The organism is Bacillus sp. bc15 (assembly GCF_900142585.1).
Classification (GTDB): Bacteria; Bacillota; Bacilli; order Bacillales; family Bacillaceae_G; genus Bacillus_A; species Bacillus_A cereus.
The window spans coordinates 309,995-333,636 of record NZ_FRBJ01000003.1 but is presented as its reverse complement, the minus strand read 5'-3'; the positions used below and the strand labels follow the sequence as shown (position 1 = coordinate 333,636).

Genomic DNA, 23,642 nt, shown 5'->3' with positions numbered 1-23,642 from the left:
TTATTTTAAAATAGAACGAGGAGCCTCTAGCAGTTGAAGCTAGAGGTTTTTCTATAGATCGTATAGGATTCCGTGTAAAAGTGGATCATACATGAGTCTATGAGAATAGAGGAGAAAATACTTAAACAAAGGATGCGGTCATATAGGACATACTATGTAAACATCAATATGTTTAGGGATTATTGACCATATTTTTATAAGGAGGAAATAGACGATGATGGGAAAGAAAATTTTAGTAGTTGATGATGAAAAGCCGATTGCAGATATTTTGAAGTTTAACCTAGAAAAAGAAGGTTTTGAAATAGTAATGGCGCATGATGGTGATGAAGCAATTGAAAAAGCTAATGAAGAACAACCAGATATGGTTTTATTAGATATTATGCTACCAGGTAAAGATGGCTTAGAGGTTTGTCGTGAAATACGTAAAAGTTCAGAAATGCCGATTATTATGCTTACAGCAAAGGACTCTGAGATTGATAAAGTATTAGGGCTTGAGCTTGGGGCAGATGATTATGTAACGAAGCCATTTAGCACGAGAGAATTACTTGCTCGTGTGAAGGCGAATTTACGCCGTCACCAACAAGGTGGTGCTGCAGAAAAAGAAGAAAATACAGAAATGGTTATTGGACCAATTGTTATTAATCCAAATGCATATAGTGTAACGAAGCGCGAGGAAAATATCGAGCTTACACATCGTGAATTTGAGTTGCTACATTATTTAGCGAAACACTTAGGACAAGTTATGACACGCGAACATTTATTACAAACAGTTTGGGGTTATGACTATTTTGGAGATGTGCGCACAGTAGACGTAACAGTACGTCGTTTGCGTGAAAAAATTGAAGATAATCCAAGCCATCCTACTTTAATTGTAACTAGACGTGGAGTAGGGTATTACTTGCGTGACCCAGAGCAGGAATAGTATATGAAGAAAGTTGGTTTTTTTCAATCTATTCATTTAAAATTTGTGCTTATATATATGCTATTAATATTAATAGCGATGCAAGTTATTGGGGTATATTTTGTAAGGGAATTAGAGAAGAGCCTAGTACAAGGTTTTAGGGATTCTTTAACGCAGCAAACAAACTTATTATCATATAACTTGAAACAAGAATTTAAAAAAAGTTATACAAAAGCAGAAACAGAGTCAACAGATGAAACGATTAAAACTTCTATTCGAAAGTTTGCCTCTGATCAAAAAAAAGTTATACAAGAGGTAAGTGTATTTGATTCGCATAGAAAGTTACTGGCTATTTCAGATGAATCAAAGCAGAATAAGGTGAATAGAACATCAACTGATATAGCTGTTCAGCGAGTGTTGGTGCAAAAAAAGCCAGAAGTGAAAATTGAGAAGGATGGTAGTACAGGCCATCGTGTTCAAGTTATGCTTACCCCGATTCTAGATGATAATGGCAAGGATGCGCTTGGTGTTATATACATCGTTGCATCTATGGAAGATGTATATAAACAAATGAAGGATATAAATCAAATTTTTGCTACGGGAACAGTAATTGCCTTATTAGTAACGGCCGTACTTGGGATTTTATTGGCTCAAACAATTACAAGACCAATTTCAGATATGCGGAGACAAGCAATCGAAATGGCAAAAGGAAATTATTCGAGAAAAGTAAAGGTGCATAGCCATGATGAAATTGGACAACTGGCATTATCCTTCAATAATTTATCAAAAAAATTACAACAAGCTCGTTCTTCTACAGAAAGTGAAAGGCGTAAACTATCATCTGTTTTATCTCATATGACAGATGGAGTAATTGCTACTGACCGAAAAGGGGATATTATTTTACTAAATGACCCTGCGGAAAAAATGTTAAATGTTTCTCGTGAAACAGCGCTCGATCAATCTGTTTTAGAGGTATTAGGGATACAGGAAGAATTTACGCTCGATCATTTATATGAAGAGCCAGATTCTGTTTTATTAGATTTTAGTACGAGAAATGAACCATATATTTTACGTGCTAGTTTCTCTGTTATTCAAAAAGAAACAGGGAAGGCAAATGGTTTAATTGCCGTATTATATGATGTAACAGAGCAGGAGCGTATAGAAAGGGAACGCCGTGAGTTTGTGGCGAATGTCTCTCATGAATTAAGGACGCCATTAACGACAATGCGCAGTTATTTAGAGGCACTTACAGATGGAGCATGGCAGGATCCGAATATTGCACCACAATTTTTAACGGTTACACAAGAAGAAACAGAAAGAATGATTAGACTTGTAAATGCGTTGTTACAGCTATCTAAACTTGATAGTACAGAGCACCGTTTAATGAAAGAATGGGTCGACTTTACTGATTTCTTTAATAATATTATTGATCGCTTTGAAATGTCTAAAGAACAAAATGTAAGTTTCAAACGATCTTTCTCTAAGAAGTCTAGGTTTATTGATATGGATACTGACAAAATTACTCAAGTGCTGTATAACATTATTTCTAACGCATTAAAGTATTCACCAGAAGGTGGAACAGTAACATATCGCTTACGTGATCGCGGTGATTTATTAGAAATTAGCGTAAGTGACCAAGGAATGGGTATTCCAAAAGAAAACGTTGATAAAATCTTTGAACGTTTTTATCGCGTAGATAAAGCTCGTTCAAGACAAATGGGTGGTACGGGACTTGGATTAGCAATTGCAAAAGAAATGATCGAGGCACATGGTGGCTCTATTTGGGCGAAGAGTGAAGAAGGAAAAGGGACAACTATTTATTTCACGTTACCAATGGCAGCAGATGAAGAGGACGATTGGGAATGAGTATGGAAAACTTTAAAACAATAGTTTTAATTAACCTAGTTGTAATTAGCCTGTTTCTTACTTTTAACCTATGGACGTATGTGCCAGATTCTACATCCATGCAAAACGCAAAATTTGTACAGGGCAATGAAGGAACGAATCAAACTAAAATTTCCGATGTTGTCCGTCCTACTTCTATCATCGTGCATAAAGATAAAAATCATTATGGGAGCAGAAGAGAGGCAGATATAGAATCAATCTATAAGCCTTTGGAAGTAGGGGAACTACATGAGTTTAGAGAGATATCAATCACTAAGGATGATTTCCTATCCTATGTGCATGGTGAAGGGAAAATTGAACTTGTTTTCCCTACTGATATCCCATTTGATGCAGTTAAATCTATGTTTAACATGAAAGAGAAAAGTACAGATAAGCCTAAACATTTTAATCGTATTCTCCTTGATCCTTCTAGGAGTAAGGATCAAGAAATTAAAATTAACTTTGTTTCTGATGGTGATAACTTTAAAATATATGAGGCAAAATTAAGTGGTGTGTATTTAAAAGATATTGTAAATGCTCAAAATCAATTTATAGTATCAGCAAAGCCCTATTTTGATTATCAAATCAATGATATGAAAAAGTTATTTTTACCAGATGGCACGACAGAGTTAAACAATATAACATATATTTCATCTAATTTAGCAGTTGATACGTTTAAGAATGCTCTGTTTAGTGATCCTCGTTATTTAAGTCCGATTACTGAGATATCGAAAGAAACATTTACAGATGGTATTAGATCCATGGAAATTGAAAACGATCGTCACATGCTAAAGTATAAAAACTCTTCTGTCTTAACTGAGAAAACGATAGATAATTTAATGCTGTTACAAAAAAGCTTTGAATTTGTAAGTGGTCACAGTGGAAGTTTGGATTCATATCGTTTGGACTATATGAATAAAGGAGAGACAGTATTTCGCTTACATGAAGATGGATATTCCGTATTCAATACAGATGGATTAGCTGAATTGAGACAAAAATGGGGATCAGAAGAAGTAATGGAATATGAAAGACCGTTGCTGTCTTTAAATACTAAAGGCATAGAACAGAAAGTTACTCTTCCGTCAGGGCATGTTGTAATAGCATCCCTAGAAAATAATCCAGAGATAAAGAAACAAGTAATTAAGGATATTGGTATTGGATACAAGTTATCACTAGATGGGCAAGTAGTTCGACTACAACCAATTTGGTATGTAAAGCTTGTTGAAGGTGAAACGGGTAAACAGCAAATCTATGAGTGGAGTGAGGGAGGACTAAATGGATTGGGATCGAATTAAAACCATATTTATTGTGACCTTTTTTGTTTTGGACCTCTTTCTCATTTTTCAATTCATTCAAAAGCAAGATAGTAATCAATTGGAGCTTATTGCAGAAACAAAGATAGATCAAGAATTAAAAGCAAATAAAATTACTATAGGGAATATCCCTAAGGAACCGAAGAAAGAGTCATTTATTAGAGCGGAAAATAAAGCCTTTAAAGAAGATGATATACAGTCTTTGAAAAATCAAACGGCGCATATACAAAATATGTACACGATAGAAAGTAAGCTAAAAGAGCCTTTTTTAAATACGAAATCACTATCAAAAGATAAGTATAATGAATTTTTGAAGAACTATGTATTGGATGGACAAAAGTATGAATTTGGAGCGGTGAAAGACTCTAAAATTTATTTCTTCCAAAAATATAAAGATAAGCCTATTTTCTATAATAATCAGGCGATGATTGTTGTGGAATTAAATGAAAAAAATGAACTTGTTTCATATACGCAGACAATGCTAACTGATTTAAAAGAAATGGGCGAAGGTGAAAAAACGAAAGAGCAAGAAATTATTACGGCTCAAACAGCTTTAGAAAATTTGTATTTAAAAAATAAAATTCATGGAAATACACATGTTAAAGAAGCGCAAATTGGTTATGCCACTCTTACCGCATCTACTTCTAATAACCAAGTACTTGCTCCAACATGGAATTTAAAAACGGAGCAAAAGCAGGACTTCTTTGTGAATGCAATTGAAGGACAAGTTATGGAATTAGGGGAAAAGGAAAATCAAGTGGTTGATGAACATACTGGAGTGAGAAATAATGGGGTTGCATTTTAGCGTACTTGCAAGTGGAAGTACAGGAAATATGCTATACGTAGGAACCGATGAAAAAAAATTACTAGTCGATGCAGGTTTAAGTGGTAAAGCGACAGAGGCTTTATTTAAACAAGCAGAACTGAATATAAATGATGTATCAGGTATTCTTGTAACACATGAGCATAGTGATCATATTAAAGGGTTAGGTGTATTGGCGCGAAAATATGATTTACCCGTTTATGCGAATGAGAAAACATGGAATGCAATGGAACATTTAATAGGAAATATCCCAACTGAGCAAAAATTCATTTTCTCAGTTGGGGATGTGAAAACATTTGGTGATATTGAAGTCGAATCATTTGGAGTTTCTCATGATGCGGCAGAACCGATGTTTTATGCTTTCCATAACAATAATAGGAAATTAGCGCTTATTACAGATACGGGATACGTAAGCGACCGTATGAAGGGCGTTATTAAGGGAGCTAATGCTTTCGTGTTTGAAAGTAATCATGATGTGGAAATGCTTCGTATGGGACGTTACCCATGGAGCATTAAACGACGTATTTTAAGCGACGTTGGGCATGTTTGTAATGAGGATGCTGCATTAGCGATGGCAGATGTAATTACAGATGAGACAAAGCATATTTATTTAGCCCATTTAAGCTTAGATAATAACATGAAAGAACTAGCGCGTATGTCAGTATCACAAGTACTAGAGGAAAAAGGATTTGGAGTGGGTGAATCCTTTGAAATTCACGATACAGATCCAAAAATGCCTACAAAAATTCAATACGTATAATTCTTCATTTTAGTAAACAATAAAGGTGAATATAGTTGTTTTCAGGAAGATGGGTGAACAAATATGTCCTTTATTGATGAAGAAAATTATCGTATGAAACGTGCAGGAAAAAAGAAGCATAAAGGTATAGTTCTTTCTAGTATAGCGGGAACAATTGTAGGAGCTTCTTTATTTGCGTTTGGAGCTCCTTTATTTTCAAATTCTGCTGATACGCTTCCGCAAGCTGAAGCAAGCGGAAGTAATATGGCCGAAGCTCAAGGAATTAAACAGATTAGCTTTGTAGATGCTGTTGATCGTGCATCTGAAGCTGTTGTGGGTGTTATTAACATTCAACGAGATAACTTTTCAGAGGCAGATTCAGAGGCTGGTACAGGATCAGGAGTAATTTATAAAAAGACAGATGGTCAAGCTTATATTGTAACGAATAATCATGTTGTAGCTGGAGCGAATCGTATTGAAGTAAGTCTAAGTGACGGTAAGAAGGTTCCTGGAAAAGTATTAGGAACCGATGTAGTCACAGATTTAGCTGTATTAGAAATAGATGCAAAGCATGTGAAAAAAATAATTGAAATTGGCGATTCTAATACTGTTCGTAGAGGAGAGCCAGTTATTGCGATTGGAAATCCACTTGGACTGCAATTCTCTGGAACTGTTACGCAAGGTATTATTTCAGCTAATGAACGTATTGTCCCTGTAGATTTAGATCAAGATGGACATTATGATTGGCAAGTAGAAGTGTTACAAACAGATGCGGCGATTAACCCAGGGAATAGTGGCGGTGCGCTTGTAAATGCAGCAGGACAATTAATTGGTATTAATTCAATGAAAATTGCTGCAAAAGAAGTAGAAGGAATCGGACTTGCTATTCCGGTGACTAGGGCTGTTCCGATTATGAATGAACTTGAGAAGTATGGAAAAGTAAGAAGACCGTATGTTGGGATTGAACTTAGGTCATTAAATGAAATTCCAAACTATTATTGGTCAAAAACATTACATTTACCAGGTACTGTAACAGAAGGAGTTTGTATTTTGGATGTGAAAAGTCCTTCGCCAGGCGCGGATGCTGGTTTAAGAGAACATGATGTTATTGTGGCAGTAGATGGAAAACCGATTCGCGATATTATTGGATTCCGCACGGCCTTATATGATAAGGAAATTAATGATAAAATGACTCTTACGTTTTATCGTGGTACAAAAAGAGTAACAACAACAGTGAAATTAGGCATTCAAAAGTATTAAAAACAGGAGGGCCTACCTCCTGTTTTCTATTGTAGAAAAGTGAGGTGAAGAAAATGAATTTACCTTGTTGTTTAGAACATGTTGAATTAGCGTTAGATATTATTGTGGATGAGTGTGAAGTTGCGCCGGTTATCAACAGTGTGGATAACTCAGAAAAAGAGAAAAAAACATGTGAATTTTGTCAAAATGAGGCGACATATGTTGTATCGAACACAGATTCTCACACAATATGTGGGTAGTGTTTGTGGATATGTGGATAAGTTTTGTGGATAACATGTTTGTAAGGTGGAGGATACGTGTGAATATCTCGATTATTTCAATTGGGAAATTAAAAGAAAAATATTTGAAACAAGGTATAGCAGAATACTTAAAACGATTATCAGCATACGCAAAAGTAGAAGTAATTGAATTGCCAGATGAAAAGGCGCCAGAAAATTTAAGTGAAGCAGAAATGTTAATTGTAAAGGAAAAAGAAGGTATACGTATACTGGATAAAATTTCTGATGACACGCATGTGATTGCATTAGCTATAGAAGGAAAGCAAAAGTCATCAGAAGAATTTGCGGTAAGTCTAGATCGCCTTGCTACATACGGAAAGAGTAAAGTCGCATTTGTAATTGGTGGATCACTCGGACTAAGTTCAGAAGTGATGAAGCGTTCAAACGAATCACTTTCTTTTTCAAAGATGACGTTACCACACCAATTAATGCGATTAGTGTTGCTTGAGCAAGTGTATAGAGCGTTTCGGATTAATCGCGGTGAACCTTACCATAAGTAAGGTATTCTATGTAAAACAAAGGTAAGACGCTGATATTATCATATTTATTTTATTATGCCTATAACTGGAGGCTATGTGAATGGTAAGTGATCAGACGAGATATTCTAGGCTCGCGAATATAACAAAAATAATAAATACAAAATTAGAACTACGTGAAGTATTACAGCGTGTGACAATGGCGATATCAGAGGAGATTGTTAGGTGCGATGCTGTTGGAATTTATTTACCCCAGGAAGATGGAACATTTAGAGGATTTGCAGGAAAACCAGAGACCATAAATGGCGTAACGCTCGATACTCAGGTAATTGATCCTGAAGTAGATTTACTGGCAAAAGAAGTTATTGAAACGAAAAAAACCATCTATATTCCTGATACCTCAAAGGATCATCGACCAGATCCGAGACCAGTTGATGCGTTTAAAATTAAGTCCTTATTAGCTCTGCCTATCTCATTTAGGCAAGAGTTATTTGGTCTGGTTTTTTTATTTGATTATGGGATTCCGATGAACTTAACAGATTCAGAAATTCAAAGTGTTGAAGCTTATGTAAATATGGCCGCGGTCGCAATTCAAAACGCAAATAATTTAACACAAAAGGAAAACCTTATTGTTGAGAAGCAGCTGTTACTAAATGTTACCCGTGATTTATCAATGTGTTCCTCGATACAGGAGAGTTTTGATAAATGCTTTTTTTACTTAGAACAGATTTTAGAGAGTAAAAATATGACTGCCCATCTTCTAGATCCGCTAGACAAAACAACGATTAAAACAACGAAATTAAGTAAGGGCTGTGATTGGACAGAAGCTGATTGGACAGAGAAAAGCTATGAAGTCAAGATCCAAGAAGTTATTCAAACAAAAAATATAGATAGTAAGGATTTATTGATGATCCCATTGATTTCAATGGGAGAAGTATTAGGGGTAATCGTCGTTGGGAAAGAAGGAAAAGCTCACAATTACGATAATTCTCAAATTCAACTAGCAAAATCTATCGTTGATGCCACAGCCCCTACGTTTTCAAATTTGTTATATATGGATAAACTAGAAAGTATAGTGGAAGAGCGAACGGGAGAGCTAGCTGCTGCTAATGAAAAAGTTACAAGTGTGATTGAATGTATTACGGATGGATTCTTTACTTTAAATAATAAATGGGAATTTACGTACGTAAATAAGCACCAATATTTTCCACAAAGAAAAACAGCAAAAGATGTATTAGGAAAGAATATATGGGATGTTTTCCCGAGTGATATCGACACAGTTATGTATAAGGAATTTCATCGTGCGATGTCAGAACGAACTACAGTTCATTTCGAATTTCTTTCTACTGCAGATGAATATTGGCACGAAGTTATTGCATACCCGTATGATGATGGTATTTGTTGTATTTTTAAAAACATAACGGAAAAAAAGAAATATGAACAGGAATTGAAAAGATTATCTAACATTGATTTAATAGGGCAAATGGCAGCAGGTATCAGCCATGAAATTAGAAATCCAATGACAACGGTACTAGGATTTTTGCAGTTATTAAAAGAAGAGAATACCTATGAGAAACATAATAAGTACTTTCATTTAATGATTGAAGAACTTAACCGTGCCAATTCTATTATTACTGAATTTCTCTCAATGGGTAATACAGGGAAATTGGATTTGCAGATGTTAGATTTAAATTCACTTATCCGCGATATTATTCCTTTAATAAAGATTGATACGTATAATCAAAATAAATATATTCAATTCGATACAAATGACATTCCGAAATTACTTTTAAATCGTAATGAGATACGGCAATTATTAATGAATCTATATCGTAATGGCTTAGAAGCGATGAGTACAGGGAAAGTTCTAACGATTAGCACCTACAAGGAAGGTCAAAATTGTGTGGTGCTTGCAGTGCAGGATCAAGGAAAAGGTATCAGGCCTGAAGTATTAGAGAAACTGGGTACGCCATTTTACACGACCAAACATAATGGAACTGGATTGGGGTTAGGTGTATGTTATGCCATTGCTGCCCGCCATAATGCAAAAATAGAAATTCAAACAGGATCGGAAGGCACTACCTTTTTTGTTAAATTTAATTATGAAAATAATAAAAAATAAGCTTATTTAGAATAGTTATGATGAACTGTATCATAAATAAATTTATTCTTTGCATATAAAAAGGATAAAAAGACCATTGGACAAAAATTACCGATGGTCTTTTAAATATTATTAGATGGTATGTAGATTTCCTAAAATAAGTATGTTTCTATTTCCATAAAAATATGCTGTAATATGAAGAGGAAAAAGTATAAGTAGTTAGAGAAGTGAGGAATTAAAGGTGAAGAAGTTTAAGAAGTTTTACTTGGAGATTACGAGTGTATGTAATCTTGCGTGTAGCTTTTGTCCACCGACGGAAAGGCAGAAGCAATTCATTTCTGTAGAGGATTTTGCTAAAAGATTAGACCAAATTAAACCTCACACAGACTACATTTATTTGCACGTGAAGGGGGAGCCGTTGCTCCATCCGAAAATAGATCAACTATTAGACTTAAGTCATGAAAAAGGGTTTAAAGTTAATATTACAACGAATGGAACGTTAATTAATAAGAGAAGGCATAGACTGTTAAATAAGCCCGCGTTAAGACAAATGAATTTTTCACTGCATAGTTTTGATGGGCACCCAGGTTCGCAAGATAAAGAAGGCTATGTAAGGAGTATACTTTCCTTCATTAGGGAAGCGACAAGTCAATCAGATTTAATTGTATCGTTAAGGTTATGGAATTTAACTCAGGATAATAAAACAAATGCTGAAATCCAGAAAAATAGAGAGTTATTATCCATAATTGAAAATGAATTTGATCTATCTTATCAGATTGAAGAGAAGCTTACACCAGGAAAAGGTATAAAAATTGCAGAACGTGTCTTTATTAATCAAGACTATGAATTCCAGTGGCCAGCATTACATGAAGAAGAGGACGATGGGAAAGGATTCTGTCATGGACTTCGTAATCAGGCAGGGATTTTAGCCAATGGGACGGTTATTCCTTGTTGTTTAGATGGTGAAGGGATTATTAACCTTGGAAATATTAATAATGATTCATTTTCTAACATTATAGAAGGTGAAAGAGCAACAAACATTGTCGATGGATTTTCAAAAAGAGTTGCGGTTGAAGAACTTTGTAGGAAATGTGGATACCGCAAAAGGTTTGGGAAGTAAATATAAAATAAGCCCTCATAAAGCGAGGGCTTATTTTTTTATTCTTGATAAGAATGCTCTAATTCATCAATTAATGAACCAACGTAAGAAACAGCTTTACGGATTGCATCTGGTTTTGACATATCTATTCCGGCATGTTTCATTAGTTCAAGTGGTTTCATTGTACCACCAGCGCGAAGCACATCTAACCAGCGATCAATAGCAGGTTGTCCTTCTTCTTTAATCATTTGAGCTACTGCAGTAGATGCAGTGAGGCCTGCGGAATATGTGTAAGAATATAGCCCCATATAATAATGAGGCTGACGCATCCAAGTTAAGCCCGCACCTTCATCGATTTCCACAGAATCTCCCCAGAATGTCGAAAGGACATTTGTTTTAATTTCAGTTAAAGTTGTAGCTGTAAGGGCCTGTCCTTCTTCTGCTAGAGCATATACTCTACGTTGATATTCACCCTCAAGTAAATGAGTAACAAAGTTGTGATAATATGTGCCGAGTAGTTGTAGAATGACCCATCTGCGCATTCTCTTATCGTCGGTAGTCGCTAGTAAATGCTGAGCTAATAGTAATTCATTCATAGTTGATGGTGCTTCAACAAAGTACATAGATGGGCGTACGTTCATGATACGTTGATTTTTATTTGCTAAATAGAAATGACCAGCATGTCCAAATTCATGTGCTAAAGTGAAGCATCCACGCATCGTATTTTGCCATGTAATTAAAATATAGGGATGAGAGCCGTATGGACTTGAGCAAAATGCCCCTGTTGATTTGCCTACGTTATCTGCAAGATCTACCCATCTTTCTTTGAATCCTTTTTCGATTATGGAACTATATTCATCGCCTAATACTTTTAAAGAATCTTGAATGAGCGTGCCTGCTTCTTCATAAGTAATCGCCGGATTAAATTCGGGATCTAAAGGTGCATGTAAGTCACAGAAAAGCATTTGATCGAGTCCTAATACTTTCTTTTTTAAATCTGCAAAACGGCGCATATGAGGTGCTAATTCTTTATAAATAATATCAAGTTGGTTGTTATACGTTTCAAGTGGAACCTTTTGTGGTTCTAATAGCATATGGGTAACGGATTCATATTTACGTAAACGAGAAAGTGTTACTTGTTTTTTTACTTCGGTAGCATATGTAGTCGCAACTGTATTTTTATAGCGTTTCAAAGTGGAAACAAATGATGAGTATGCTTTTCTACGTATGTATGCGCTTGGAGAAAATTCATATTTGCTTTCAAATAATGCGAAAGAAACAGGGAGTTCGTTTCCTTGTTCGTCTTGTATAGAAGTGAAATCCATATCTGCCAATTTAGTCATGCCGTAAATTTTGTATGGAGAACTATGAACTTCGCCAAGTGCAGCAAGTGCTTCTTCTGTTTCAGGAGAGAGAGTGTGCTGCCTTTTTTGGAGTATTTCTAGTAACGACTTACGGAAAGGTTCGAGTTTTGTTTCTTCAGTTAAATATTTTTCAATTGTTTCTTCGTCGAATGAGAGGATTTCATTATGAATAAAGGATAGTGCAGTATGTACTTTCGTCCATAAAGCAGAAATTTTGGAAGAGTTCGCTTGAATGATTGGATTTGTACGATCAGTAGATTCTTTTAAATTTGCATATGAGTACAGTTTTGTTAACTTCATTAAAAGCTCTTCTTCTAAAAGTAGACAATTTAATAAAGTTGTGGAGTTAGTATGTAACCGTCCTTTAAATGCATCAAGTTTCTGTATATTATTTTCTAATACGTTTAATGCGGTATGCCACTCATCATCAGACTTATACAAATCAGACAAATCCCATTTTAGTTCGTTAGGTACTTCCGCACGAACAAGACGATTCTCAATTATAGTTTTCATGTCTTACATCCCCCTTATTAAAAGCATCTAAAAATATGATACTAGAAAATTCAGTAAAATAAAAATATTTTACATTTTTATATATGAAAAAGAAGGAGAAGCATAGAAATGCTTCTCCTTCTTTTTAAATTTAAGAATTAATATACTTTGTCACCATTGAAAATCGAGTTTTTCACGACAACATAATCTACAGTACGAATAGCATCTAGTTTTGTTCCACCAGCGTAAGAGATAGAAGATTGAAGATCTTGTTCCATTTCGATTAACGTATCTTCTAAAGAACCTTTATGCTCAACGAACATTTTCTTACCTTCAACGTTTTTCTTCTCACCCTTTTGGAATTCAGAAGCAGAACCGAAGTATTCTTTATAAAGTTTGCCATCTCTTTCGATAGTTTCCCCTGGAGACTCTTCGTGACCAGCGAATAGAGAACCGATCATTACCATAGTTGCCCCAAATCGAATAGATTTAGCTACGTCGCCGTGTGTACGAATACCACCATCAGCGATAATTGGCTTACTTGCAGCTTTTGCACACCAGCGAAGTGCAGCTAGCTGCCAACCACCAGTTCCGAAGCCTGTTTTAATTTTAGTAATACAAACTTTACCAGGTCCAATACCAACTTTTGTTGCATCAGCACCAGCATTTTCTAATTCTCTTACCGCTTCTGGAGTTCCAACGTTTCCAGCGATAACGAAGCTCTCTGGTAAATGTTTTTTAATATGTTGAATCATGTTGATCACAGCATTAGAATGACCGTGTGCGATATCAATCGTGATATATTCAGGTGTAAGTTGCTCAGCAGCTAATTGTTGTACGAATTCATATTCGTCCTCTTTTACACCAACGCTGATAGAAGCGATTAATCCACGTGATTGCATATCTCTAATGAATGAGATTCGTTTCTCTGGTTGGAAACGATGCATGATATAGAAGTAATTGTTTTCAGCTAAATAAGTTGCGATTCTTTCATCAATAATCGTTTGCATATTTGCAGGCACGACAGGTAATTTAAATTTATGTTTTCCTAAAGTGACAGTTGTATCACATTCAGAGCGGCTATTTACAATACATTTTGCAGGAATTAATTGAATATCTTCATAGTCGAATACGTTTTCCATCATTTACACCCCTAAAATACGAATATTTTATTTTTATTAATCAAAAATGTTCGTCCATAGGATAATTTACATTATTTTTATTAAGAAGTCAAAGGATTTCTTAACATTTTTTGAAAAAGTAGATTTTATATCTGAAAAACAACGTTAAAAACGAATTTAAAAAGTTTTTTCAATTGTATTGTTCGTTTATGGAAAAGGTTGAAAAATTGAGATAATTACACAAGGTTGTATGTATTCTTTTTATTTTTTGGTAGGGCGAGGGTACTATGAAAGGGTTAATGCTAACAATACGAGCAAAAGATGTTATCAATTAGTTGAACAATATATGAAATGATAAGGTTTATTTCTATATAAAAAGATGAATCTGGCATGATCCACCTTTTTATGTGAGGTTTCAAGTATAATAAGTAGGGTGATAGTAACGTATACAAAAGATAAAAAAGAAAATAATACAGAATAAAATGAGGTTAATATATGAGTAAAAAAAGTTTTTCTGATTATAAATTAAGTAAGGAAATTGTAAGGGCACTTACTGGGTTAGGATATGATCATCCAACAGAAGTACAAGGTGAGGTTATTCCAGTCGCATTACAAAAGAAGGATCTTGTTGTGAAGTCCCAGACTGGAAGTGGAAAAACAGCTTCATTTGGTATTCCACTTTGTGAAATGGTGGAGTGGGAAGAGAATAAACCACAAGCATTAGTTTTAACACCAACGAGAGAGCTTGCGGTACAGGTAAAAGAAGATATTACGAATATAGGTCGATTCAAAAGGATTAAGGCTGCGGCAGTTTATGGGAAATCTCCATTTGCACGTCAAAAATTAGAATTAAAGCAAAAGACACATATTGTAGTTGGGACTCCTGGTCGTGTGTTGGATCATATTGAAAAGGGTACCCTTTCTTTAGAGTGTTTGAAGTATTTAGTTATTGATGAAGCAGATGAGATGCTAAATATGGGCTTTATCGATCAAGTAGAGGCAATTATTGATGAATTACCTACAAAAAGAATGACAATGTTATTTTCAGCAACACTTCCAGAAGATGTTGAAAAATTATCTCGTACATATATGAATTCACCAATTCATATTGAAATTAAAGCGGCCGGGATTACAACGGATAAAATTGAACATACTCTTTTTGAGGTGATAGAAGACGAGAAGCTTTCACTACTTAAAGATGTAACAACGATTGAGAATCCTGATAGTTGTATTATTTTCTGTCGTACACAAGAAAATGTAGATCATGTATATAGACAGTTAAAACGAGCTAACTATCCTTGCGACAAAATACATGGTGGTATGGTACAAGAAGATCGTTTTGAAGTCATGGATGATTTTAGAAAAGGGAAATTCCGTTATTTAGTAGCAACAGACGTGGCTGCGAGAGGAATCGATATTGATAATATTACACATGTTATTAATTATGATATTCCACTTGAAAAAGAAAGCTATGTACATCGTACTGGGAGAACGGGACGAGCTGGAAATAGTGGAAAAGCTATTACATTTATAACACCATATGAAAATAGATTTTTAGAAGAGATTGAGGATTATATTGGTTTTGAAATTCCAAAGGCAATTGGACCTTCAAAAGAAGAAGTTATGAAAGAGAAAGCTGCATTTGAAGAAAAGATACATGCTAAACCAATTATAAAGAAAGATAAAAATGCTGACATAAACAAAGGCATTATGAAGCTGTACTTTAATGGCGGAAAGAAAAAGAAAATTAGAGCGGTAGATTTCGTCGGTACAATTGCTAAAATTAAAGGTGTTACAGCAGAAGATATAGGCATTATTACGATACAAGATAACGTTTCTTACGTTGAAATATTAAATGGAAAAGGACCACTTGTCTTGAAAGTCATGAAGACTACAACGATTAAAGGGAAACAATTAAAAGTGCATGAGGCAATTAAGTAAATAAAAAACTATCCACTTTAATAGGTGGATAGTTTTTTATTTATGATTTTTTCAAATCATCAACTAGTTGCTCTGCTAAACGTCTATACATATTACTCATAGTCACAAAGGATGTTAGTAGTAGAAATTTTTCTAGCTTTGTATCTTCTAAGGAAGAAATCTCATTTACTTCTGTAACACGTTTATTTACGTCTTGTTTAAAGCTTTCGACATTGCTTTCAGTAAGAGCAAGATAATTTTTATATACCGCATTTAATTCGAATGAATCATCGTTTAATAAGGAGTCATTTATATTTTCTAATGAACTTTTTATATCGTTAATGGAGAGTGCGCCCTTTAATTGGTAAATTAGGCTAATTAAAATCATATGCTCTTTTGAATACTTTTTATTTTTGATAGGGATAAATAGTTTCCCTTTTGCGTAATTATTAATCATCGTTTTTGTTAATACTTTTTCATCGTCAGTTCTTGTTGTATCTGCATAAGTATTCTCAAATAGTTGGACAACTTGGTCTACATATAAGTCAACATTTGGAATATCCTCAAGTTTAATATTTTTTTCTAAATGTAATGTCTCAAGTAATTCATTTATATTTTCCACGTAAAATCCCTCACTTTTATAACTTAGTGGAACTTAATGTTTAATATATCTTTAAATATGGTATTACGAAACAAATGAATTGTAAATGTTGACCTTAAAAAGAAATGTGTATATAATTACATGTAGTTATTAAAACTACATGTAATTATATGAGGGGTGTTATTATGAATGCTTATGTAAGGGAACCAGTTAACGCATTTACTCACTTAGGTGGAGCGATATTATCATTTATTGCCTTATTAGCTATGCTTGTGAAAGTTTCTATTAATATGCCATCATTTGCTGCAATTACAGCTGTTATTTTGTTTGGTATTGGAATGATGGTCCTTTATACGGCATCAGCTGTGTATCATAGTGTTGTGGCCAATGAACGTGTTATTTACTTCTTTAGGAAGCTAGATCATTCTATGATTTTTATATTAATTGCAGGTACATATGCACCCTTTTGCTTAATTACATTAAATTCAGCAAGTGGTTTACTATTATTTTGTTTAGTTTATGCAACTGCGATTTGTGGCATTGTATTTAAGATGTTTTGGTTTAATTGTCCAAGGTGGTTATCGACAGCAATTTATATTACGATGGGTTGGTTAATTGTTTTATTCTTTGCACCGTTAGCTGAAAATTTAAGTACAGGAGGCATTATTTTCTTAGTACTTGGAGGCATTTTTTATACAATTGGTGGATTTATTTATGGAACAAAGCCAAAATGGTTAGAGTTTAAATATATGGGGCATCATGAAATTTTTCATGTTTTTGTATTATTAGGTAGTCTTGCGCATTTTCTAAGTGTATATTGTTACGTAATTTAATAAAAAAACGCCACATAATAAAAATTATGTGGCGTTTTTTTATTACCTGATTAGAATCATATATGTTATAAAATTATTATGGGATAAAATGTAAGTTTCTGTGTTCGCATGTTAAACATAGGATAAGAAATATGTGATATACTTTGAGAAGTTTATAATGAATGAAATATGGAGGACTATAATTATGGCAATACTTGTAACAGGTGGAGCAGGATATATTGGTAGTCATACATGTGTAGAATTACTAAATAGCGGTTACGAAGTTATAGTAGTGGATAACCTTTCGAATAGCTCGGTAGAATCTATAAATCGAGTGAAAGAAATAACAGGAAAACAATTTAAGTTTTATAAAGAAGATGTTTTAAATCGCGAAGCGCTTGACGCAATTTTTGAAGAAAATGCAATTGAAGCAGTTATTCACTTTGCAGGATTTAAAGCTGTAGGGGAGTCAGTAGCGATTCCATTAACATATTATCATAACAACATTACAAGCACGTTAGTGCTATGTGAAGTAATGCAGAAACATAATGTAAAGAAGATGATCTTTAGTTCATCTGCAACTGTATATGGTATCCCGGAAACGTCACCGATTACGGAGGAGTTTCCATTAAGTGCAACAAATCCATATGGTCAAACGAAATTAATGATTGAGCAAATTATGCGTGATGTAGCATTTGCAGATGCAGAATGGAGTATCGCGTTACTTCGTTATTTCAATCCATTTGGTGCACACGAGAGTGGGCGTATTGGAGAAGATCCAAATGGAATTCCAAATAACTTAATGCCATATGTAACGCAAGTAGCAGTAGGTAAGTTAAAAGAATTAAGTGTATTCGGAAATGACTATCCAACGAAAGATGGAACGGGAGTCCGTGATTACATTCATGTTGTGGACTTAGCAAATGGTCACGTAAAGGCGCTTGAGAAAGTACTGAATACAACAGGAGTAGATGCTTATAACCTAGGCACAGGCATGGGCTATAGTGTACTAGAGATGGTTAAAGCGTTTGAAAAAGTTTCGGGCAAGAAAGTTCCTTATAAAATTACAGAGCGTCGCCCAGGTGACGTGGCAGTGTGTTTTGCTGATGCATCTAAAGCGAAGCGTGAATTAGGCTGGGAGGCAACACGCGGATTAGAAGAGATGTGTGCAGATTCTTGGAAATGGCAATCAAATAATAAAAATGGCTATTTAGAAGTTTAATGATGAATAAAAAAATGACCTTTGCATAAAAGCAAGAGGTCATTTTTTATATTCATTTTCTATTAAGTTTATTAGCGAACCTAGAAAAGAACGTTCGCTATTTTATAGGAATATTTGGCTGGCAACACATGTAGGAATCAATATTTTCAATGTAAGTAAAGGTATTGATTATTAAGTATGCGTTCTATTTCTCGTTTTAGAACGAAATTGTATTTAATATAGCCTAGTAGTAAGTGAATGAAGATTGAAAAGTGCTACAGAGGTATTGTTATAAATAAGGCAAATTATCGGAAAGGATATAGATGGGGGATCAACTGCCCGTAAAACCCCCCACTAATTAAAGCTTCACTTATGATCAGCCAGCAACACAAGAGCAATTTCAGCGAGCATATGTAAATTTATTAAAAGAAATTAAAGGTTTTGAATCAAGCCTATTCCTTATACAAAATTGAGGGTTTGAAACAATCAAAAACTGCTAAGGGGTACTATCGCGTTTTAGGTCCGTAATACAATTTTCTTATAAGAAAGAATGTATTACGGACCACCACCTATTACATAATAGGAGGAATTAATGAATTCGAACAAGTTGTTTGTGATATACTGTGTTTCCCTCTTGACTTGTATATGGTGGGAGACTTCGCCCGAAACAATTTGCAATAATATTGGAGTGAGCGGGATAAGAAATACGTATTTCATACAAATCAACAGTCTCATCTAAATTAGCATAAAAGACTGCGAGATGATTGCCTTGTAAAACATATGGGAATTCTACTTCTACATTTTCACCAATTAATACAGGTAACTTTACAGGATTAGAATAATTAGACCAATCCCACACTTCTATATTTACATAGTGAGCGTAATATGCATCTAAATTTACAATGTTTACGACTGCTGAAATAGTTGCAGGCTCTCTTGTTAACACACCTGTAGAGTGAAAAACAGAATGATTTGGATAATGAAGAGGCATAAATATCAAACCTTTCTTAAAATGATATGATTTTACAATATCTTATGCTAGAAGGTAGTAGAATGAGATAGAGGAATGTATTATTTTATTAATTTTTTATAGAAATTGAAAGCGTATTATTGAAAAGTATTCCAACACTTGTATCATTGCTAGAGTCCGTTTATAATCAAGGAATCCTAGTTCATGTTTTGATAGGATTATTTATTATTGAAAGCGTTTTAAGTTCGCTCCTTTTTAAGGTAGGAGGTCTGACTTATTCAGATGAAAAATTATGTATGTAGTTTTAAATGGGAAGAAAAATAATATCAGTATCACTTTATAGTGTGGGGAGGTTAAAAGTGTGAAAGGTAAAGATTTTCACACGAATATATATGGGTTATATAGGATTATTACTTTCAGGGGCAGCTTTATTTTTAAATAGTCTTGTTATATTAGGGAAAGCAGAGATGAAAAGTGCGGGTGTTTTTAATTTATTTGTGGGTGCACTACAAATTATTATTCCGTTTTATTTGATCATGATTTCTGACCAAAGCAATTGGACAGTGTATTCATATGCGGCTACTTTCTTATTTGGATTAACTTATTTATATGTAGGTGTTACTTTTATAAAAGGAATGGATAGTAGTGGTCTAGGATGGTTTTGTATTTGGGTAGCAATTATTGCTTTATTCTATATGGTTGTTTCATTTGTTCAATTCCATGATGTTGTTAATGCATTAACGTGGTTTATGTGGGCATTACTTTGGTATTTATTCTTTGTATTAAATACACAAAAGAAGAACATCAATCAATATCTTGGAAGGATTGCCTTCGTACAATCATGGGTAACATTGACTTTACCTTCACTATTTTATTTTATGGGAGTATGGGGAGAGGGATTCGTATATGAACTATGGGTTTATGTATCAGTAATTTCTATTTTGTACTTCTGTTATTGTATTTATAAATATCGAGTACGTTAATATATGATCTGCATAAAAGCATGGAATCGTTAAACTGATTTCATGCTTTTTTATATATTAGCGTTTTATAATAAAAGAGGTGGTATCTCATAAATCATGAAAATGGGGATGATGAAATTGAAGAAAGTGTTGGTGCTAGGAGGAACAAGGTTTTTTGGTAAACATTTAGTAGAGTACCTTTTGCAAGCTGGACACGATATAACAATTGCCACAAGGGGAGTCACTGAAGATTCTTTTGGTAGCGCAGTAAAAAGAATAATTGTCGATAGAGAAGATAGAAAGCTACTAGAAGAGCGTCTAGAAGGAAAAAGTTATGATATTGTATACGATAATTTATGCTATAGTTCAAATGCAGCGAAAATGGTATGTGAAGTTTTGAAAGGAAAAACGAAGAAGTATATTATGACATCTTCAATGGCTGTCTATGAACCTGCATTAAGTTTGTTAGAAGAGGACTTTAATCCATACGAATATGCAATTACATATGGAGATAGAAATGATTTTAATTATAGTGAAGGAAAGCGATTAGCCGAAGCGGTTTTATTTCAATATGCAACATTCCCAGTCGTTGCAGTGCGTTTTCCAGTTGTTATTGGAGAAAATGACTATACGAAGAGGTTACAATTTTACGTTGAATGTGTTGTGAACCAAAAACCTATCGTTGTGGATCATGTAGATGGAACTTTGTCATTTATACATGAAAAAGAGGCAGGAGAGTTTCTAGCTTGGTGCGGAATGGAAAATGTGAAAGGACCAATTAACGCCTGTAGTAACGGGGTAGTTTCTACGGAAGAAATTATTCATTTCATAGAAGAGAAGACGGGAATAAAAGCACTCATCCAGGAAGCTGGAGAAAATATAGCTCCTTATAATGAGGTAACTAACTGTACGTTACATAATGGAAAGGCTCGTAAATTTGGATTTTTGTTCCGAGAGCTGAAACTAGAAATAAAAAATGTTTTAAAACATTATATAAATACAATGAAGTAATCATAAATCCCCCGGTGGCAATCCGGGGGATTCTGGAGGATTTCGACAATACTGATTTTACATTACCAAATTTACCTTATACATACGACTAATGTTTTTGTGATTGAATTGCTTGTAAATACTTCTCGTTTACTTGGTCCCAGTTTACTGTATGCCACCAATTGGTAACAAACTCTGGGCGCCGATTTTGATACTTTAAATAATAAGCATGTTCCCATACATCAATTACGAGTAAGGGGATTTTCCCTTCTTGCAAAGGCGTATCTTGATTTGGTGTACTCATAACAGAGAGTTCCTCACCGTCAAGAACAAGCCATCCATAGCCACTTCCAAAACGACTAATAGCTGCTTTGGAAAGTTGAGCTTTTAAGTTGTCAAAGGTATTGAAATAATAATCAATTACTTTTGCAACGTCTCCATTAGGCTCACCGCCACCTCGTGGGCTCATCACTTCCCAAAAAAGACTATGACAATAGTGACCACCACCGTTATTTCTTACAGCTGTAACAATTTCCTTCGGTAAAGCATCTAAATTACATAGCAATTCTTCTAAAGATTTATTATGTAATTCAGTATAATTTTCTAAAGTAGCATTTAAATTGTTTACGTATGTCGCATGGTGCTTTCCATGATGAATGGAAAGTGTATTGCTATCGATATGTGGCTCTAGTTCATCATAGTCATATGAAAGCTTTGGCAATTGAAATGAAGACATAACATTACCTCCTTTCTATTTAAAAAGTTGGTCTAGGTAAAAATACTTTACCTGAGTCAAAAATACACCCATTTTCCATATAAGTCAATAGTAAGTCTGTTAATTTTCTGAAAAATATTACAATAAAAGTAACACTCTCAATTTCATTTGTGACTCCTATCCTTTTTGCTTATACTGTAAAGTAGCAAGGTTTTGTTGAAATAGAAGGAGATTGTTTATGAGTAAAACGAAACAATTAATAGAGGAAGCAAGTAATTTTATTACGATTTGTTATAAGGAGTTTCATAAAGAACAATTGATAGAAGAACGTATAAAAGAAATTCAAATTGAGATAGAGAAGACAGGGACATATGAGCATACATTTGAAGAACTTGTTCATGGTTCACGAATGGCATGGCGTAACAGTAATAGATGTATTGGAAGACTATTTTGGAGTAAGATGCACATATTAGATGCGCGCGAAGTAAATGATGAAGAGGGTGTATATAATGCATTAATTCATCATATTAAATATGCAACGAACGATGGAAAAGTTAAACCAACCATTACGATTTTTAAGCAATATCAAGGTGAGGAAAATAATATACGAATTTATAATCACCAATTGATTCGATATGCAGGATATAAAACAGAAATGGGAGTGATCGGTGACTCGCATTCTGCTACATTTACGGACTTTTGTCAGGAGCTTGGCTGGCAAGGAGAAGGTACGAATTTCGATGTATTGCCACTTGTATTTTCTATAAACGGGAAGGCGCCTACATATAAAGAAATTCCGAGGAAAGAAGTAAAAGAAGTGCCAATTGAACACCCAGAATACCCTATTTCATCACTTGGAGCAAAATGGTATGGGGTTCCAATGATTTCAGATATGCGCTTAGAAATTGGCGGTATTTCTTATACAGCCGCTCCGTTCAATGGATGGTATATGGGAACAGAAATTGGGGCGCGCAACTTAGCGGATCATGATCGTTATAATTTACTTCCGGCTGTTGCGGAGATGATGGATTTAGATACATCGAGAAACGGTACGTTATGGAAGGATAAGGCGCTAATTGAGTTGAATATTGCCGTACTACACTCTTTTAAAAAACAAGGAGTTAGTATTGTTGATCATCATACTGCTGCACAACAATTTCAGCAATTTGAGAAGCAAGAAGCTGCTTGTGGTCGTGTTGTAACAGGTAATTGGGTGTGGCTTATTCCACCATTGTCTCCAGCTACCACTCATATTTATCATAAACCGTATCCGAATGAAATTTTGAAGCCAAATTTCTTTCATAAATAATATTTAGTGCAGTTTTTTTCTGCAAAATATATTTTTTTTAATTACTGTTATGTAGCAAATGGAAGCCTTTACTCTCGGTTATTTTTGGAAGAGGATTTTTGAACCAAGGAGTTCCTTATGTTATAATCAAATTTCTGTTTCGAAGACCTTATAGAAATATAAGGTCTTTTGTTTTGCTTTTTTATGTAAGAGAAAGAGATTTTTTCTTTTTAATAAGGGATTTGGCATGTTTTTAGGGACAACATAAGTATGTGGGAAGTCGATAAAATGTTATGCATATATAATTATTGTGTTTTGGGTTTAAACAATAA

The 23,642-nt window shown here is 34.3% G+C and carries 21 protein-coding genes and 1 pseudogene; 17 read left to right on the top strand and 5 right to left on the bottom strand.

The annotated features are described in order from the left end of the window. The first annotated feature begins 214 nt into the window (after positions 1 to 214). The 10 genes from walR (at position 215) to BUA87_RS15330 (ending at position 10,895) form a co-directional block, all read left to right on the top strand. Positions 215 to 922, top strand: a complete 708-nt coding sequence (gene walR / locus BUA87_RS15375; protein ID WP_000971865.1) for a cell wall metabolism DNA-binding response regulator WalR — start codon at positions 215 to 217, stop codon at positions 920 to 922. A gap of 3 nt (positions 923 to 925) precedes the next feature. Continuing rightward, positions 926 to 2,767: a cell wall metabolism sensor histidine kinase WalK gene (gene walK / locus BUA87_RS15370; RefSeq protein ID WP_000755367.1), complete on the top strand. Its 1,842-nt coding sequence runs from the start codon at positions 926 to 928 to the stop codon at positions 2,765 to 2,767. Beyond that, positions 2,764 to 4,080 carry a YycH family regulatory protein gene (gene yycH, locus BUA87_RS15365; RefSeq protein ID WP_000061568.1) on the top strand — a complete coding sequence of 439 codons (1,317 nt, stop codon included), beginning with the start codon at positions 2,764 to 2,766 and terminating at the stop codon, positions 4,078 to 4,080. Before walK ends, yycH begins: the two co-directional genes overlap by 4 nt. Beyond that, a complete protein-coding gene (locus BUA87_RS15360) occupies positions 4,061 to 4,903 on the top strand; it encodes a two-component system regulatory protein YycI (RefSeq protein ID WP_000383720.1) in 843 nt (280 codons plus the stop codon). The genes yycH and BUA87_RS15360 overlap by 20 nt, the downstream gene beginning before the upstream one ends. Next, the gene (locus BUA87_RS15355) at positions 4,887 to 5,681 is read left to right on the top strand and encodes an MBL fold metallo-hydrolase (protein ID WP_000522837.1); all 795 of its coding nucleotides are present in this window, start codon (positions 4,887 to 4,889) and stop codon (positions 5,679 to 5,681) included. The genes BUA87_RS15360 and BUA87_RS15355 overlap by 17 nt, the downstream gene beginning before the upstream one ends. Before the next feature lie 63 nt (positions 5,682 to 5,744). Further along, positions 5,745 to 6,920, top strand: a complete 1,176-nt coding sequence (locus BUA87_RS15350; protein WP_000008031.1) for a S1C family serine protease — start codon at positions 5,745 to 5,747, stop codon at positions 6,918 to 6,920. 53 nt (positions 6,921 to 6,973) lie between these two features. Beyond that, positions 6,974 to 7,159, top strand: a complete 186-nt coding sequence (locus tag BUA87_RS15345; RefSeq protein WP_001052833.1) for a CxxH/CxxC protein — start codon at positions 6,974 to 6,976, stop codon at positions 7,157 to 7,159. 59 nt (positions 7,160 to 7,218) lie between these two features. Next, positions 7,219 to 7,698, top strand: coding sequence for a 23S rRNA (pseudouridine(1915)-N(3))-methyltransferase RlmH (rlmH, locus tag BUA87_RS15340; RefSeq protein WP_001027003.1), 480 nt, complete (start codon positions 7,219 to 7,221; stop codon positions 7,696 to 7,698). Positions 7,699 to 7,777: 79 nt separating this feature from the next. Then, positions 7,778 to 9,796 (top strand): GAF domain-containing sensor histidine kinase, encoded by a 2,019-nt coding sequence (locus tag BUA87_RS15335; protein ID WP_072940192.1) that lies wholly within the window; start codon positions 7,778 to 7,780, stop codon positions 9,794 to 9,796. Between the two features lie 220 nt (positions 9,797 to 10,016). Further along, on the top strand, positions 10,017 to 10,895 hold the full coding sequence (locus BUA87_RS15330; protein WP_000713633.1) for a radical SAM/SPASM domain-containing protein: 879 nt from the start codon (positions 10,017 to 10,019) through the stop codon (positions 10,893 to 10,895). A gap of 38 nt (positions 10,896 to 10,933) precedes the next feature. Here BUA87_RS15330 and pepF read toward each other — a convergent pair whose 3' ends face one another. Next, the gene (gene pepF / locus BUA87_RS15325) at positions 10,934 to 12,751 is read right to left on the bottom strand and encodes an oligoendopeptidase F (RefSeq protein ID WP_072940189.1); all 1,818 of its coding nucleotides are present in this window, start codon (positions 12,749 to 12,751) and stop codon (positions 10,934 to 10,936) included. A 137-nt stretch (positions 12,752 to 12,888) separates the two neighbouring features. Beyond that, complete coding sequence (guaC, locus tag BUA87_RS15320) at positions 12,889 to 13,872, bottom strand: GMP reductase (RefSeq protein WP_000432447.1); 984 nt, start codon at positions 13,870 to 13,872, stop codon at positions 12,889 to 12,891. A gap of 474 nt (positions 13,873 to 14,346) precedes the next feature. Between guaC and BUA87_RS15315 the strand changes: the two genes are divergently transcribed. Continuing rightward, a complete protein-coding gene (locus tag BUA87_RS15315; protein ID WP_016079555.1) occupies positions 14,347 to 15,792 on the top strand; it encodes a DEAD/DEAH box helicase in 1,446 nt (481 codons plus the stop codon). 40 nt (positions 15,793 to 15,832) lie between these two features. Here the strand turns inward: BUA87_RS15315 and BUA87_RS15310 are convergent, their stop codons facing one another. Continuing rightward, complete coding sequence (locus BUA87_RS15310) at positions 15,833 to 16,393, bottom strand: DUF1836 domain-containing protein (protein ID WP_000427876.1); 561 nt, start codon at positions 16,391 to 16,393, stop codon at positions 15,833 to 15,835. 164 nt (positions 16,394 to 16,557) lie between these two features. Between BUA87_RS15310 and BUA87_RS15305 the strand changes: the two genes are divergently transcribed. From BUA87_RS15305 to BUA87_RS32160, 3 genes and pseudogenes are all read left to right on the top strand, one after another. Continuing rightward, positions 16,558 to 17,205 carry a PAQR family membrane homeostasis protein TrhA gene (locus tag BUA87_RS15305; protein ID WP_065229628.1) on the top strand — a complete coding sequence of 216 codons (648 nt, stop codon included), beginning with the start codon at positions 16,558 to 16,560 and terminating at the stop codon, positions 17,203 to 17,205. Between the two features lie 184 nt (positions 17,206 to 17,389). Then, complete coding sequence (galE, locus tag BUA87_RS15300; protein WP_071713893.1) at positions 17,390 to 18,406, top strand: UDP-glucose 4-epimerase GalE; 1,017 nt, start codon at positions 17,390 to 17,392, stop codon at positions 18,404 to 18,406. Between the two features lie 246 nt (positions 18,407 to 18,652). Then, positions 18,653 to 18,855, top strand: a pseudogene (locus tag BUA87_RS32160) (glucanotransferase); the annotation flags it as partial. 119 nt (positions 18,856 to 18,974) lie between these two features. Here BUA87_RS32160 and BUA87_RS15295 read toward each other — a convergent pair. Continuing rightward, positions 18,975 to 19,376 carry a hypothetical protein gene (locus tag BUA87_RS15295; protein ID WP_016079559.1) on the bottom strand — a complete coding sequence of 134 codons (402 nt, stop codon included), beginning with the start codon at positions 19,374 to 19,376 and terminating at the stop codon, positions 18,975 to 18,977. Between the two features lie 371 nt (positions 19,377 to 19,747). On the opposite strand from BUA87_RS15295, the gene BUA87_RS15285 reads away from it, so the two are divergent. Both BUA87_RS15285 and BUA87_RS15280 read left to right on the top strand, forming a co-directional pair. Further along, on the top strand, positions 19,748 to 20,338 hold the full coding sequence (locus BUA87_RS15285) for an AmiS/UreI family transporter (protein ID WP_000540540.1): 591 nt from the start codon (positions 19,748 to 19,750) through the stop codon (positions 20,336 to 20,338). Between the two features lie 96 nt (positions 20,339 to 20,434). Beyond that, positions 20,435 to 21,328 (top strand): NAD-dependent epimerase/dehydratase family protein, encoded by an 894-nt coding sequence (locus tag BUA87_RS15280; protein WP_000781720.1) that lies wholly within the window; start codon positions 20,435 to 20,437, stop codon positions 21,326 to 21,328. Positions 21,329 to 21,416: 88 nt separating this feature from the next. Here the strand turns inward: BUA87_RS15280 and sodA are convergent, their stop codons facing one another. Beyond that, positions 21,417 to 22,043, bottom strand: coding sequence for a superoxide dismutase [Mn] (gene sodA, locus BUA87_RS15275; protein WP_072940187.1), 627 nt, complete (start codon positions 22,041 to 22,043; stop codon positions 21,417 to 21,419). A gap of 217 nt (positions 22,044 to 22,260) precedes the next feature. Between sodA and BUA87_RS15265 the strand changes: the two genes are divergently transcribed. Further along, positions 22,261 to 23,331 (top strand): nitric oxide synthase oxygenase, encoded by a 1,071-nt coding sequence (locus tag BUA87_RS15265; protein ID WP_071713895.1) that lies wholly within the window; start codon positions 22,261 to 22,263, stop codon positions 23,329 to 23,331. Positions 23,332 to 23,642: the final 311 nt, after the last annotated feature.